The organism is Amycolatopsis coloradensis (genome assembly GCF_037997115.1).
GTDB lineage: Bacteria > Actinomycetota > Actinomycetes > Mycobacteriales > Pseudonocardiaceae > Amycolatopsis > Amycolatopsis coloradensis_A.
This window is the reverse complement of sequence record NZ_CP150484.1, coordinates 8374781-8389446: the sequence shown is the minus strand read 5'-3', so window position 1 is coordinate 8389446 and position 14666 is coordinate 8374781. Positions and strand designations below refer to the sequence as shown.

General features: G+C 71.1%; 11 protein-coding genes and 2 pseudogenes. 10 read left to right on the top strand and 3 right to left on the bottom strand.

Annotated elements, in window-relative coordinates; translation table 11 throughout:
* Positions 1-45: 45 nt before the first annotated feature.
* Positions 46-141: pseudogene (locus LCL61_RS42780) on the bottom strand (putative glycoside hydrolase); the annotation flags it as partial.
* Positions 142-158: 17 nt separating this feature from the next.
* Positions 159-1244: a neutral zinc metallopeptidase gene (locus LCL61_RS39135; RefSeq protein WP_425341966.1), complete on the bottom strand. Its 1086-nt coding sequence runs from the start codon at positions 1242-1244 to the stop codon at positions 159-161.
* Positions 1245-1460: 216 nt separating this feature from the next.
* Here LCL61_RS39135 and LCL61_RS39130 point away from each other — a divergent pair, with 216 nt between their 5' ends.
* The 7 genes from LCL61_RS39130 (at position 1461) to LCL61_RS39100 (ending at position 8308) form a co-directional block, all read left to right on the top strand.
* A complete protein-coding gene (locus LCL61_RS39130; RefSeq protein WP_340684394.1) occupies positions 1461-2615 on the top strand; it encodes a hypothetical protein in 1155 nt (384 codons plus the stop codon).
* Positions 2609-3250: a DUF4129 domain-containing protein gene (locus LCL61_RS39125; protein WP_340684393.1), complete on the top strand. Its 642-nt coding sequence runs from the start codon at positions 2609-2611 to the stop codon at positions 3248-3250. Before LCL61_RS39130 ends, LCL61_RS39125 begins: the two co-directional genes overlap by 7 nt.
* Entirely contained in the window at positions 3247-4371 is a 1125-nt protein-coding gene (locus LCL61_RS39120; RefSeq protein WP_340684392.1) for a DUF4350 domain-containing protein, read from the top strand. The genes LCL61_RS39125 and LCL61_RS39120 overlap by 4 nt, the downstream gene beginning before the upstream one ends.
* Before the next feature lie 17 nt (positions 4372-4388).
* Positions 4389-5348 (top strand): MoxR family ATPase, encoded by a 960-nt coding sequence (locus LCL61_RS39115; protein WP_340688791.1) that lies wholly within the window; start codon positions 4389-4391, stop codon positions 5346-5348.
* Positions 5348-6634: a DUF58 domain-containing protein gene (locus tag LCL61_RS39110; protein ID WP_340684391.1), complete on the top strand. Its 1287-nt coding sequence runs from the start codon at positions 5348-5350 to the stop codon at positions 6632-6634. The genes LCL61_RS39115 and LCL61_RS39110 overlap by 1 nt, the downstream gene beginning before the upstream one ends.
* 58 nt (positions 6635-6692) lie before the next feature.
* Entirely contained in the window at positions 6693-7439 is a 747-nt protein-coding gene (locus LCL61_RS39105; protein ID WP_340684390.1) for a maleylpyruvate isomerase family mycothiol-dependent enzyme, read from the top strand.
* Positions 7440-7525: 86 nt separating this feature from the next.
* Positions 7526-8308: a hypothetical protein gene (locus LCL61_RS39100; protein WP_340684389.1), complete on the top strand. Its 783-nt coding sequence runs from the start codon at positions 7526-7528 to the stop codon at positions 8306-8308.
* Positions 8309-8347: 39 nt separating this feature from the next.
* Here the strand turns inward: LCL61_RS39100 and LCL61_RS39095 are convergent, their stop codons facing one another.
* A complete protein-coding gene (locus LCL61_RS39095) occupies positions 8348-9355 on the bottom strand; it encodes a stage II sporulation protein M (protein WP_340684388.1) in 1008 nt (335 codons plus the stop codon).
* A gap of 61 nt (positions 9356-9416) precedes the next feature.
* Here LCL61_RS39095 and LCL61_RS39090 point away from each other — a divergent pair.
* The 3 genes and pseudogenes from LCL61_RS39090 to LCL61_RS39080 form a co-directional block, all read left to right on the top strand.
* Positions 9417-10322 (top strand): annotated as a pseudogene (locus tag LCL61_RS39090) (RDD family protein); the annotation flags it as partial.
* A gap of 919 nt (positions 10323-11241) precedes the next feature.
* Entirely contained in the window at positions 11242-13011 is a 1770-nt protein-coding gene (locus LCL61_RS39085; RefSeq protein WP_340688790.1) for a DUF2207 family protein, read from the top strand.
* 40 nt (positions 13012-13051) lie between these two features.
* Entirely contained in the window at positions 13052-14650 is a 1599-nt protein-coding gene (locus tag LCL61_RS39080) for a DUF2207 family protein (protein WP_340684387.1), read from the top strand.
* Positions 14651-14666 lie beyond the last annotated feature (16 nt).

The following is a 14666-nucleotide window of genomic DNA, read 5'->3' as shown; positions in this document are numbered from 1 at the left end:
GGTTCTGGGAGCATGGCGTTCGTGCGTAAGCGATCGGACCCCNACGTTGGCGAACGAAGCGGAGAACCTGCCGTCGGTGTACACCAGGAACGGCGTGTTGACGTTCTCCAGATCCAGGCCGTTGGCGAAGCACGACACCGGGCCTTCACGCGCAAACGTCAGGAAACGGCGCTCGCCGGCGCCGAGAAGGTGTTGCAGTCGGCGATCCGGTTGTTGCTCGCACCCGCCCGCCACCAGGACGCGTAGTGCGCGTTCGTCCCGTGGTCCTGGCTGCGCGAAGTGTTGTCGCCGCGGGTCTCCTGGTCGTTCCAGGCCTTGTTGTACATGTCCCGGCTGATCGTGCCGCCCTGGTCGACGTGCGCGCCGAGGAACATCCCGGAGAAGCACTGTGCCTGGAGTTCCTTGCGCCGCGACATCTCCAGCCCGGCCGGGCTGTTCTGCCCGGCGTCGTAGATCTTCTGCCAGGCCGCGTCCATCAGCCCGGCGACCTCCTGCACGTGGTGCCCGTACTCGTGCGCGAAAAGGGCAAGGTAGACGCCGGGGTTGTTGCCGTACTGGTCGGTCTGAAGACCACGGAACGGCACGTAGAGGTTGTTCTCGCAGTAGTACGCCGCCGTCGCGATGCCCACCTGGATCGTGCCGCATTCGGTCTCGAAGCTGGCCCCGGTCGGGAAGTGCAGCGCGGGCGGGGTGAACGGCAGGTCGTAGGCGTCGAGGAACGGGCCCCAGGCGTTGTCGAGGCATTTGCCCGCCGCCGTGAAGAACGCCTCGGCGGCCTGCTGGCTGCTCTGCCATTGCGGCAGCGTGCAGACGCGGTTCCGCAGGCCGGCGTTGGGGTCCTGGAGGATCGGGTGGTCGCCGAGCTTGAGGATCTTCTGCGGCCCGCTCGACGAGGACGGCGCCCTGGACGGCGACGTCGGGAACGGGTTCGTCGAGGAAGACGGCGACGAAGACCCGCTCGGTGGCAGTTCCGTCCGCGACGACGTGGCCGGGAGAGTGCTGTAGCCCGCGTTCGCTACGTGATCGGAGTCGTCACGATTGAGTGAAACGATCGCGACCAGGCCGAGGACCAGTACGGCGACCGCGCCGAGGCAGATACCGATGATCGCGCCCACGGAACGGCGTGGCGGCGGAGGCGGGAAGTGGTGCGGCGCTCCGTGCCACTGGGCAGGGTGCTGGCCGTGCACCGGCGGTGGCTGGACGGCGCCGCGTGGCGGCCACTGGCCGTGGGGCGGTTGCGTCATCAAGTCGGTCCCGGTGGTTCTAGGGGCGAACCGGGGGTACCCGGCCCGATGTTCAGCATAACGAGCTAACGGTGTCCCCACCCACAGCTCGGCTGCAGAGGGTATCCAGCGTGAGGCGAGCGGTCACCCATCAGTGTCGTCCCCCCAGCTCTGGCTGGGTGTCGGACCCTCTGGAAGAGTGGGCGCAAGCAACGTGAACGGGTAAGGGGCTGTCGCATGACGGAGACCGGCGGACCGTCCGGGCCTGAAGGCACCGAGACGCCGAAGCCGCAGGCGGGGGAACCAACACAGTCGCAGGCGGGGGAACCACCACAGTCGCGGGCGGAGACACCGACACCGCCGCAGGGGGAAGTGCCGCCTTCACCGGCGCCGGAGCAGCAGTGGCAGTCCCCGTCCGGGGCGACGCCACCGCCTCCCCCGCTGCCGTCGTACCAGCCGCCGCCGCAGCAGCAGTACCCGAACTGGAAGGTCGGCCTCGGCAGGCCCGGCGTCATCCCGCTGCGCCCGCTGAACCTGACCGACATCCTCGACGGCGCGGTCACCGCCATGCGCAAGTACTGGCGCATGGTGTTCGGTGCCGCCGCGGTCACCGCCGTGCTCACCGCGGCCATCAACCTGGTCGGGCTGCTGCTGGTCGACACCACCGCCGATCTCGAACGGATGCGCGATCTCGGCCCGGCGGCCACCGATCAGGAACTGATGAACCAGATGCTCGGCGTCCTCGGCGGGACGCTGGCGTCGTCGTCCATCAGCCTGGTCGCCACCCTGCTCGGGACGACGATCCTCACCGGTTTCCTCACCGTGCTGATGGGCAAGGCCGTGCTGGGCAAGCCGGTCACCTTCAAGGAGGCGCTGCGTGAGGCGACGCCGCGGCTGCTGCCGCTGCTCGGCCTGACCGTGCTCTACACGCTGGCGATCATGGTCGCCGCGATCTTCTGCCTGCTGCCCGCGATCATCCCCTACACCTTCTGGGCGCTGGCCAGCCCGGCGTTCATCCTCGAACGCGGCACGGTGATGGAGGCGTTCCGCCGGTCGGTGAAGCTGGTGTCGGGGATGTTCTGGCGGGTCTTCGGCATCTTGCTGCTGGCCACCGTGATCTCGTCCTTCCTGGCGTCCATCATCACGATCCCGTTCAGCTTCAGTGCCTTCCTGTCCATTTTCGGCGATCTGGACCAGATGTACGTGCCGTCGACCGGTGACCTGATCCTGCAGTCGGTGGGCACGGTGATCGCGCAGACGATCGTCGGCCCGTTCACCGCGCTGGTCACCGTGATCCTCTACATCGACCAGCGGATGCGCCGCGAGGGCATGGACATCGAGCTGGCCCGCGCGGCCGGGATCGCGACGCCGCCCCCGCCGCAGGCATGGTGACGCGCTTCCTCACCGAGGTCCCGGTCGACATCGACCGGGACACCGCCCGGCTGCGTGCCGCCGAGGAGCTCTCGGGCGAGGCCTATCTGGCCGCGAGACCGAGCTGGCTGTCCGAAGCGTTCAACTGGGTGGTCGAAAAGCTGCTGGGCTTCCTCGAAACGGTCGACAGCGCGGTACCTGGCGGCATCTTCGCCGTACTGCTGCTGGTCGTCGTGCTGATCGTGGTGGTCGTGGTGATCCGGCTGAAATCCGGTCCGCTGGCGACGTCGGCGAAAGGCGGGCGAGCCGTGTTCGCCGGGCAGCGCAAGGCGTCCGGCGAACATCGCGAGGCGGCCGAGGAGGCCGCGTCGCGGGGCGACTTCGACGACGCCGTCCGTGAGCGGTTCCGTGCCGTGGTGCGGTCCTTGGAGGAGCGGGCGCTGCTGGACGAGAAGTCCGGGCGGACCGCCGACGAGGCCGCCATCGAAGCCGGACGGCTGCTGCCCGATGTCGCCGTTCCGTTGCGTGCGGGTGCCCGGTTGTTCGACGACGTCCACTACGGCGGGATCCCCGCCACGGAGGCCGGCTATCGGTCACTGTCCGAATTGGACGAAGGCTGCCGTCGTGCCAGGCCTGTCGCCTTGGCGGCCGGATGACCTCGGTTTCGCCCGACGCCCGCCGGATCTGGCGCGGGGTGCGGCTCCCGCTCGCGGTCGTGCTCCTGATCGTGCTGACCGGGACGCTGCTCGTCCTCTTCCGGGGCGACCAGACCACCGGCGCGCTCGAACCGGGTTCCTACGAGCCCACCGGCAGCCGCGCGCTGGCGACCTTGCTGGAACGGGAAGGCGTCAAGATCCCGATCGTGCGCACCGCCGCCGCGGCCAAAGGGGTCGCGAGGGGAGCGACGGTCTTGATCACCCGGCCCGAGTACGTGCCCAAGAGCGCCTTCACGGAGATCAGGCAGAACGCCGAGCACGTCGTGCTGGTGCAGCCGAGCCCTGGCACGGTCGAAGAAATCCTTCCCGGGGTGCGGGTGAACGGCCAGGCCGAGACCGAGACCCGCGCGCCCGACTGCGAGGCCAAGGATCCCGTCGCGGCGGGGAACGCGACGATGGGCGGCCTGAAGTATTCGGCCACGCAGCCGAGGGCGCAGGAATGCTACGGCGGCTCGTATCTCGAAGTCCCGGGTCCACAAGGGACGGTGACCGTGCTCGGCACGCCCGCCCCGCTGACCAACGACCGGCTGGCCGACGAGGGCAACGCGGCGCTGGCGATGCGGCTGCTCGGGAAGCACGAGCGGCTGGTCTGGTACCTGCCGACGGCCGCCGACCCGTCGCTGGAGACCGAGAAGAAGCCGCTGTCCGAGCTGATCCCGGCGGGCTGGTCGTACGCGGCGCTGCAGGCCGGGGTCGCGGTGGTGCTGCTGGCGCTGTGGCGGTCCCGGCGACTGGGGCCGGTGGTGACCGAACCGATCCCGGTCGTGGTCCGCGCGGCGGAGGCCACCGAAGGGCGGGCAAGGTTGTATCGCAAGGCGAAGGCCGCCGCGCACGCCGGGGAAACCCTGCGGGAGGCGGCTCGCGCGCGGCTCCGGCCGTTGCTGGGGCTCACCCGCGACGCCGAACCGGCCGCACTCGTGGAGTCCGTCGCCGCGCGGACCGGCCGGGCGCCCGCCGAGATCGGCGCGCTGTTGTACGGGGACCCGCCCGCCGATGACGCCGCGCTCGTGCGGCTGGCGGACGGACTCGATGTCGTGGAACGAGAGGTGGAGCGGTCTTGAGTACCGAACAGTCCAGTGTGGACGCCGCGGCCGACGCGCGCGCGGCGCTGATCGCGCTGCGTACCGAGGTCGGAAAAGCCGTGGTGGGCAACGACGCGGCCGTCACCGGGCTCATCATCGCGTTGCTGTGCCGGGGACATGTGCTGCTCGAAGGCGTCCCCGGCGTGGCGAAGACCCTGCTGGTGCGGGCGTTGGCGGCCGCGCTGGACCTGGAGACGACCCGGGTGCAGTTCACGCCGGACCTCATGCCGGGCGACATCACCGGTTCGATCGTGTACGACGCGCACAGCGGCGAGTTCTCGTTCCGCGAGGGCCCGGTGTTCACGAACCTGTTGCTGGCCGACGAGATCAACCGCACCCCGCCGAAAACACAGTCTTCGCTGCTGGAGGCGATGGAGGAGCGTCAGGTCTCCAGCGACGGCAAGACGCGGCCGCTGCCCGACCCGTTCATCGTCATCGCGACGCAGAACCCGGTCGAATACGAGGGCACGTACCCGCTGCCCGAGGCGCAGCTGGACCGGTTCCTGCTGAAGCTGACCATGCCGATGCCGTCCCGTGAGGACGAATTCGGCATTCTTTCCCGGCACGCGCAGGGTTTCGACCCGCGGGACCTGTCCGCGGCGGGGGTCACCCCGGTCGCCGGGATCGCCCAGCTCGACGCCGCGCGGCGCGCGGTCGCCGGGGTCACCGTGCGCCCCGAAGTGCTCGCCTACATCGTCGACGTCTGCCGGGCGACGCGGTCGCTGCCGTCCGTGCGGCTCGGCGTCTCCCCGCGTGGCGCGACGGCGCTGCTTGCCGCCACCCGGGCGTGGGCGTGGCTCGCGGGCCGTGACTACGCCACCCCGGACGACGTCAAAGCCTTGGCCCGCCCGGCTTTGCGGCACCGTCTCGACCTGCGGCCCGAGGCCGAGCTCGAAGGCGCGACCGCCGACGGCGTGCTGGACCGTGTCCTCGCGTCCGTGCCCGTTCCGCGCTGATGGCCGTCACCGGGCGGCTTGGGCTACTGGCGCTCCTCGCGGCGCCGGTGGTCGGTTTCCTGCTGCCCTCGTCGGCCGGGATCGGGCTGGCCGCCGCGGTACTGCTTTTGTTGGTGGTGCTGGATCTCCTGCTCGCCGGGAGTGTGCGCCGGTTGGAATTCGCGCGCTCCGGCGCGACGTCGGTGCGGCTGGGGGAGGCGTGCGAGGTCACGCTCACGGTGGCCAACCCCGGCGGCCGTCCGGTGCGCGCGTGGCTCCGGGACGCCTGGCCGCCCAGCGCCGGCGCGGAAGACCGGCACCGGCTGACGTTGCCCCCTGGCGAACGCCGCGTCGTGACCACGCGGCTCCTGCCGACCCGGCGCGGTGACCGGATCGCCGCCAGGGTGACCGTCCGGTCGATCGGGCCGCTGGGGCTCGCCGCGCGACAGGGTTCGCATGACGTGCCGTGGACCGTGCGGGTGCTGCCGCCGTTCCACAGCCGTAAGCATCTGCCTTCGCGGCTCGCGCGACTGCAGCAGCTCGACGGCCGCAACGCGGTGCTGATCCGGGGCCAGGGCACCGAATTCGACTCCCTGCGCGAGTATGTGATCGGCGACGACGTCCGGTCGATCGACTGGCGGGCTTCGGCGCGCGCGTCCGACGTCATGGTGCGGACCTGGCGCCCCGAACGCGATCGGCACGTGGTGCTGGTGCTCGACACCGGCCGCGTTTCGGCGGGCCGGGTCGGGGACGCGCCCCGGCTCGACGCGGCGATGGACGCGGCCCTGCTGCTGGCCGTGCTCGCCGCTCGGGCGGGTGACCGCGTCGACCTCCTCGCCTACGACCGGCAGGTCCACGCCGCGGTCCAGGGATCGACGGAGTTGTTGCCCGCCTTGGTGAACGCGATGGCGCCGCTCGAATCGTCGCTGGTCGAGACCGACGCGCGGGGGATGGTCGCGGAGGTGCTGCGGCGGACCCGGCGGCGCGCGCTGGTCGTCCTGCTGACCGGGCTGGACGCGGCACCGCTGGAAGAAGGCCTGTTCCCGGTGTTGTCGAAGCTGACCTCACGGCACCGGCTGATGATCGCTTCGGTGGCGGACCCGCGGGTCGCCGAGATGGCGGCGGGCCGTGGCGACGCGGAAGCCGTCTACGACGCGGCCGCGGCCGAGCGGGTGCTGGCCGAACGGCGCCAGGTCACCGCGCGGCTGGCGCGGCACGGAGTCGAGGTCGTCGACGCCGTGCCCGAGGAGCTGCCGCCGCGGCTGGCGGACCGGTATCTCGCGTTGAAGGCGGCCGGACGACTGTGATGTCGAGAGCCGTGGACCGGCTCCGACCCCCTGGTGAACCGATCACCAGGAGGAACCGATGGATTTCGACCGGCACTGCGCGGAGATCGTCACCCAGGCCGAGCTGCTCGCGACCGAACTGGCCGACGCCGACCTGACGACGCCCGTGCCGTCCTGTCCAGGCTGGACGCTGGGCGCGCTGGTGCGGCATCTCGGCGCCGGGCACCGATGGGCGGACGAGATCGTCCGGAGCCGGGCGACCGCGCCGGTGCCCGACGACCAGGTGCGCCGGGTGGACGGCGACGATTCCGGACGGCTGCCCGGGTCTTGGCTGGTGGACGGTGCTTCCCGGCTGGCGTCGGCACTGCGGGAAGCGGGACCGGACGCCGAGGTCTGGGTGCCGTTCCACTACCGGAACGCGTCGTTCTACGCGCGCCGCTTCACGCATGAGACGCTCGTCCATCGCGCTGACGCGACCTTGGCCGTGGGGCTGGAGTTCCGCGCCGCGCCCGACGTCGTGTTCGACGCGATCGACGAGTGGATGGAACTCGAAGCGCTGCCACCGCACTTCGAGTTCAGGCCGGAGAAGCGGGAAATCCTGGGGGCGGGCCGGTCGGTGGGTTTCGAGTCGGGGGAGCACGCTTGGTTCCTCGACCTCGACGGCTCGGCGGTCACCTGGGAGCGGGGGCGGCGAGGTGCCGCGGTGACCGTGCGCGGCTCGCTGACGGATCTGGTGCTGACGCTTTACCAGCGCAGGGAAGCCGGGGACGTCGTCGGCGATCTTGAGCTGTTCAAGCTGTGGCGGACCCACGTGCGGTTCGGCTGAACCCGATGGAGTGGCGCCGGTTGGCGAAGGCGGTCGCGGGCGGTTAGCTCGGAGGAGATCCGGACCGACACGATTGGGGCCCAGGCTTGCGCAGGTTCGTACTGTTCTTCGCGGTGGTTTCGGTGATGCTGTCCGGGGCGCCCGCTTCCGCGCAGCCCGCCGGGACACCGGTCTACCTCGCCGACGGGGGCGGCACCATCTCCTTGGCCGCGGCCGACGGCAAGCTCGCCCTCGCCGACGCCAAGGACGCCAACGCGCACTGGGTGTACGACAAGGCCGCGCTTTCCTACAAGCATGTCGCAAGTGGACAGTGCCTGGCGGCGATCAGCCCCGTCGACGGGGTCGGCGTCAAACTCGTCGCGTGCGACGGCAAGGACCGTCACCAGCAATGGCGTCGCAACGCCGGGCTGCCCGGGCTGGTGCTGCTGGCGAACGTGGCGACGGCTCGGTGCCTGACCGCGGAGGCACCGGTCGTCGGGGCTCGGCTGTACCAGGAGGTCTGTTCGCTGTCCGGACTTTCCAACACCTGGGCGGCCGGCGTGCGGACGCTCGCGATCCTGTCGGGGAACGGGCAGCGGCTGTCGACGAAGACGCCCGGTCAGCCGTTCGTGGTACGCGTGGTCGGAGAGAACGGCCAGCCCGCGGCCGACGTGCCGGTGAACTTCTTCGTCCGCGCGGCACGGCCTAAGAACGTGCTGGTCTTCGAAGGCGGTGCCGAGACGGCGACCGCGAAGACCGGGGCCGACGGCTCGGCGGCGAGCCCGAAGATCGTCCTGACCGAACCCGGCGAGTTCGAGATCCGGTTCGCGGGCAGCGCGAGCCTGGAGGACGGGAACAGCATCACCTTCGAGGGTAGTTGCAGCTGCTAAGCAAGTGGCAGCAAAGGTCCCTTGCTCCTTTTTCCCAGGTCAGCCCGCTTCCGGCCGGGCGTCTCCAGCGTATCGCCAGTCGACGTCGCCCACTTCGCCCGCTTTCGCGGCCCTGCGCCCGACGACGAACACGTAAAGCAGGAACGCGACCTCCGCGACTACACCGATTCCGATGCGCGCCCAGGTCGGCAGGCCCGACGGGGTCACGAAACCCTCGATCACGCCGGAGATCAGCAGCACCACGGTCAGCCCCAGCGCCATCACCACGACCGAGCGACCCTGTTCGCCGAGCGCCGCCGTCCGGGAACGGCGTCCCGGGTCGATGACCGTCCAGCCGAGCTTCAGCCCCGTCCCGGCGGCGACGAACACCGCGGTCAGCTCCAGCAGGCCGTGCGGCAGGATCAGGCCGAAGAACACGTCGAGCCGCCCGGCCGAGGACATCAGGGCGGCGCCGATCGCGAGGTTCAGCGAGTTCGCCCAGAGCGCGTAGATCACCGGGACACCCAGCACCACGCCGAGGAACAGGCAGGTCGCGGCCACCCACGCGTTGTTGGTCCAGACGCGTGCGGCGAAGGAGCCCGCGGGATCGGACGAGTAGTACGTCTCGTACTTCCCGCCCGGCGCGGTCAGGTCCTTGAACTCCTCGGGCGAGGCCAGCGACGCGAGCACCTGCGGGTCACCGGCGATCCACACCGCCGCGATCGCCATCACCGCGATCGACGCCGCCGCCGACGCCAGCCACCAGCGCCGGCTCAGGTACAGCGCCGCCGGGAACCGCTGGGTGAAGAAGAGGCCGATCTCGCGCCAGGCGGGGCTGTGCGAACCGGTGACGGCCGAGCGGGCCTTCGCGACCAGGCCGGACAACTGCGCGACGAGCACGGGATCGGGCGCGACCGAGCGGATGATCGACAGATGCGTCGCGACGCGCTGGTACAGCGTCACCAGCTCGTCGGCGTCCGGGCCGCTGAGTTTCCCGGCGCGGCCCACGAGGTCACGCAGCCGGTTCCATTCGGCCTGATGCGCGGCGACGAACACGTCCACGTCCAACTCGGAGCCCTCCCGGCGATCGTCCTTGGTCGCCCAGCCTATTCGTCACTACGCTTGCCCGGTGGAACAAGAGTCCGAACTCGTCACCGGCGAGGCCGTCGTCCTGGACGTCCGCGCGGCGAAACTGGCCAGCCGCGGGCTCGCCATGATGCTCGACGTCGTCCTCCAGCTCATCGCCCTGTTCGTCGCGATGCTGGTGCTGAGCCAGGTCGCCGCGTTCGGTGACGAAGCGCTGGCGCTGACCCTGTTCCTGGTGACCGTCGTGCTGATCATGGTCGGCTACCCGGTGATCTTCGAGACGCTGACCCGCGGCCGCACCCTCGGGAAGATGGCGCTCGGTCTGCGGGTGGTCCGCACCGACGGCGGTCCGGTGCGGTTCCGGCACGCGCTGGTCCGCGGGCTCGCCGGGTTCTTCATCGATTTCTGGGCGCTGGGGATGCTCGGCGTCGTGGCGGTGGTCACGTCGCTGCTGTCGCCCAACGGCCGCCGCGTCGGCGACTATCTCGCCGGCACGCTGGTGGTCCGGGAACGCATGCCCGCCGCCAGGACGCCGTACGTCGGGATGCCGCCGCAGCTGGCGTACTGGGCCTCGCAGCTGGACTTGACCCGGCTTTCGAACGACCTCGCGCTGGCCGTCCGGCAGTACCTGAGCAGGACGAGCGAGCTTCGCCCCGAAGCGGTCGAAGCGCTCGGGTACGGGCTCGCGCAGCAGGTCGCGGAGGCGATCGGGGCGCCGGTGCCGCCAGGGGTGCCGTCCTGGGCGTATCTGTCGGCCGTGCTGGCCGAGCGACGGCGGCGGGACCAGGCGAAGCTGCGACCGGCGGTGCAGTACGGGCAGCCGGCGCCTTCCGCGCCGGGATATCCCGCCGCGCCTGGGCAGCAGGCCTATCCTCAGGCGACCGCGCCGGTCGTCCAGCCGGAATCTCCCTCAGCGCCGGTTCCGGAGAACCCCTTCGCGCCGCCGGGCAGGCAGATGAACGCCTGCGAGTACTTGATGAACATGGTCTTGCGCGCGAAGAAGTANGCGCGCGAGGTTGCACGGCTGGTTCGGCAGGCCGACTTGGGAATCGAGCCACAGCGGGTTGTCCGCCAGCTTGTGGTGCGGTCGCGGCCCGGACGGCGCGCGGCTGGCAGACGTCTCGCGGGTCGAGCCCGCCGACGTCTCGCGTGAAGCGGTCGAATCGCGCGAACGGGTGCTCGTCGTCGACGTGTCGCTGGACGTGGTGGTCGTCGTGTAGTCCGAAGAGGAGGTCGTCGGATAGCTCGAGTATCCGACATCAGCGACGTGCTTCGAGCCGCCGTTGGCGATGGTGACCACCATGAGCAGCCCGCCCATCAACGCCATCAACGCCACGATCGCGACCGCCGCGATGACCCCGCCGTTCGACTTCTTGGCTTGGTATCCCCCGTAGGGCGCGAACGCGGGCTGCGCGAAACGCGGACCGTACGGAAGCTGCGGCGGGCCGACGGCTCCGGGCCGGAACGGGACCGGCGCGCCGATCCGCGGCGGCGGCAGCGGGGCCGCGCCCGGCGGGGGCAGCGGCATGCCGCCACTCGGCGGCCCGGGCCGGATCGGCGTCGGCCGCGAAATCGGCGGCCGAGGGCGACCGGGCGGGACGGGCCCCGGCCGGTTCGGCGGAGGCATCGGCGGGCCACCGCGCGGCGGCAGCGGACGCGCTCCCGGCGGCGGGAGCGGACGGCCACCCCGCGGCGGCTGCCCGGGTGGTGACGGTGGCGGAGTCGGCCGGCGTCGCGGATCAGGCGGGCCGGGCGGCTGCTGGTTCATCGAGTGGATCCCCCATGCGATTCGGCAACGCCGTTCGCCCAGGTGGCGGATTCGGCGTTTCGGCGGTCAGCATAGATCGGCTGCCCTAGAGTGTGTGGCTGTGTTGACGAAATGGGGGACGGCGGTCGTGGCCGTCGCGGCGAGCACGGCCTTGATGGCCCCGCCGTCGGATACAAACGTTCCGGAGGCGCCCGCGGCGGGCCCTTCGCTGACGAACGCGCCGCAATTGCCGAAGCCGCCGCCGATCGGCGCGCGCGGTCAGCTCGGGCTGCTCCAGCCGCCGAGCGGCGCGGCCGCGAACGTCGCGGTGAAGGTGGAACGCGACGGTTCGTTGTCGATCACCGAGCAGGTGACCGTCCCGGGTGGACAGCACCTCGTACGCCGGATTCCCTTGAAGGTTCCCGCCGGAGAAGAGCAGGACCGCGTGTACGTCGTCCGTGACGTCTCGGTCGAGGGCACGGGCAAGGCGGAGCCGAACGGCGAACAGCTGGTCGCCACCTTCGACGGCGGCGCGGCCACCCTCAAGTACAAAGTGGACGGGGCGGTCGCGGACGTCAACGGCGCGCAGCAGGTCCGCTGGCAGGTCGCGAGCGGCTGGGACGGCGAGCTGTCCCGGGTGTCCGCATCGTTCAGCGCGCCGACGCGTGAAATGCCCACAGTGGACTGTTTCGCCGGTCCGCTCGGTTCGGACAGGCAGTGTTCGCTCGCGGAGACCGACCACAGCGGCGTCGTCCGCGTCGAACAGGACAAACTCCCGGCGGGTGAACGGGTCGACCTCGCCGTTCAGCTCCCGGCGGGCACGGTGCCCGCGAACGCGCGGTTCGAGCAGATCGCCACGGTCGGCGGCGCGTTCGCCCTCACCGCCCTCGCCGGCCTCGGTTTCGGGGCGCTGGCGCTGATCCTGGTGCTCGGCGCGCTCGCCATCTGGCTGCTGCGCCGCCGCGACAAGGGCGCGCTCACCGCGGGCACCGGTCCGGTCGACGTCCTCATGCGAGAAGGCGACCGGGTCTCGTTCGCCTCGCCGGACGGTGTCCTGCCGGGACAGGTCGGCACGGTCGTCGACGAGACGGTCGACGTCGTGGACGTCAGCGGCACGGTGGTCGACCTCGCGGTCCGCAACTACCTGTGGATCGCCGAGGTCCGCGGCGCGGGCACGGTCGACTGGCGGATCGCGCGCCGCAACGCGCCGGACGAGCACCTCGCCGCCTTCGAACGCGAGATCTACACCGCGATCCTGCCCGACGGCACCGATTCCGTGCTGCTGTCGGAACTCCGCGACCGCGGCACCGTCGATCTCCGTGTCGCGGGCGAGGCGATGTACGCCGACGTAGTGCGCAAGGGCTGGTTCTCGCGCCGCCCGGACAAGGGCAAGAGCAAACTCACGTGGGCGGGCATCGGCCTGATCGCGCTCGGCCTCGTGGGCACCGCCGTCCTGACCTTCACCATCGGGCACGCGCTGCTCGGCGTCGCGGCCGTGCTCGCCGGGGTCGCCGCGCTGCTGGGCGCTTCGTGGGTGCCGCCGCGGACCTCGCGCGGCAGGCGCCTGGTCGGCCAGGTGCGCGGGCTGCTCGAATACCTGCACACCGTCAAGGTCGCCGACATTCCGGTGGGGGACCGGGAAATGGTGTTCTCCCGGTCGCTGCCGTACGCCATCGTGCTCGGTGACGTCGAGCGCTGGCTCCGGACGTTCGAGGGGCTGGACCCGTCGGCGGACGGTTCGGCCGGGCTGTACTGGTTCGGCGGCCTCGAAGGCGATCGGGATCTGCGCCGGTTCGCCGCGCACCTTCCGTCGTTCCTGTCCGCTTTGGACGGTCTGCTCGCCGAATCCGGGCACCTGCGCTCGCTCCGCCCCGAACCGGTCCCCGCCTGACGTGAACCCGCGCAACTACCGCATTCAGAGGACTAAATGCGTGGGGTTGGCGGTGCTCCTGGTCGTGCTGGGCGCGGCACCGGCGGGAGCACAAGGCGAACCGCAGCTGCCCTCGCTGCCGAACAGCGCGGAGATCTCGCTCAAGGTGGAGCGTGACGGAGCGCTTTCGGTCGTCGAGGCGGTGTCCGTGCCGAGCGAGGCGACGATGACCCGCCGGATCCCGCTCCGCACGGCGGCCCCGCACGACCGTGACCGGATCATCGGCATCCGTGACGTCGTCATCGAGGGCGCGGGCAACGCCGAGCTGACCGACGAAGAGTTCACCGTCAAGCTCAAGGGCGGAACCTCGGTCGTCCGGTACACAGTGGACGGTGCGGTCTCCGAAGCCGACGGCCTGACCCGGGTGAGCTGGCGGCTCGCGGGCGGCTGGGACTCCCGGCTCGAACTCGTGCGAGCGAGCTTCGCCGCGCCGTCCGTCCCGAACGCGGTCACCTGTCACGCCGGGCCCGAGGGGTCTCGCGCGCGCTGCGGCACCGCCCAGATCGCGCATTCCGGGCTGACCAGGTTCAGCCAGCAGAACCTCGTGGCCGGGCAGCGGATGGAGATCTCGGTCGAACTGCCCGGCGGGACCGTCCCGGCGAACGCGCGCCTGGAGCCGTCGAAGACCTTCGCCGGCGCGTTCGTGCTCACCGCTCCGGTCGGCTGGGCTTGGTTCGGCTTCGCGCTCGCGCTGATCGCGGCCGCGGTGGCGTTGACCCTGCTGAGGAGGCGGGACGAGCACCCTGGCGACGCGCTCCCGGTCCGGCTGCTCACCGGGAAGGACGACCAGGCCGCGTTCGCCTCGCCAGACGGCGTGCTGCCCGGACAGGTCGGGACCGTGCTCACGGGTCGCGCCGACGCCGTCGACCTGGCCGCGACGGTCGTCGACCTCGCCGTCCGGAACTACCTCTGGGTGAGCGAGGAGCCCGGTGAACTGACCGGCTGGCGGCTCGTCCGCCGCAACCCGCCGGACGACCAGCTGACCGCCTACGAACGCGCCGTCTTCGACGCGCTGCTGCCCGGCGAACGCGAGTCCGTGCTGCTGTCGGAGATCCAGTCGGCGCGGATCGGGATCGAAACGGTGCGGGACACGCTGGACGACAGCGTCGTCGAACGCCGCTGGTACTCGCGGCTGCCCGGCAGGCTGACCCGCGCCGGCCTGCGGATCTGCTTCTACGGTCTGTTCCTCACCGTCCTGCTGGCCTTGACCGTCGGCTACGCCCAGCTCGGGGTGATCGTCATCGCCGCGGGCGCGGTACTCGCCGTCGCCGGCCGGTGGCTGCCGGTGCGCACCGGCGCCGGTGTCGCGCTGCACCGGCGGCTGCTCGGCGTCCGTGACGCGCTGCTGGCGACCGAGGCGACGGCCGTTCCGAAGCTCGAACGCGAGGTGCTGCTTTCCCGGGCGCTGCCCTACGCGCTCGCTCTCGGCGAACAAGAACAGTGGGTCTCCGGATTCGCCGCGCTCAAGGGGCCGCCCAAGATCTACTGGTACGGCAAGGAAGACGGCGATGAAGTCCCGATCGCGCGGGTGAGCGACTTCACCGCCGCACTAGTGGGAACCTTCGCCGCGACCCGCCAGGGTCGTCGCCTGGAGGCCTGAGTAGCCCGTAGGGTGG

Coding starts and splice junctions, on each gene's coding strand:
- LCL61_RS39135 (WP_425341966.1), bottom strand. CDS start 1,244: ATGACGCAACCGCCCCACGGCCAGTGGCCGCCACGCGGCGCCGTCCAG.
- LCL61_RS39130 (WP_340684394.1), top strand. CDS start 1,461: ATGACGGAGACCGGCGGACCGTCCGGGCCTGAAGGCACCGAGACGCCG.
- LCL61_RS39125 (WP_340684393.1), top strand. CDS start 2,609: ATGGTGACGCGCTTCCTCACCGAGGTCCCGGTCGACATCGACCGGGAC.
- LCL61_RS39120 (WP_340684392.1), top strand. CDS start 3,247: ATGACCTCGGTTTCGCCCGACGCCCGCCGGATCTGGCGCGGGGTGCGG.
- LCL61_RS39110 (WP_340684391.1), top strand. CDS start 5,348: ATGGCCGTCACCGGGCGGCTTGGGCTACTGGCGCTCCTCGCGGCGCCG.
- LCL61_RS39105 (WP_340684390.1), top strand. CDS start 6,693: ATGGATTTCGACCGGCACTGCGCGGAGATCGTCACCCAGGCCGAGCTG.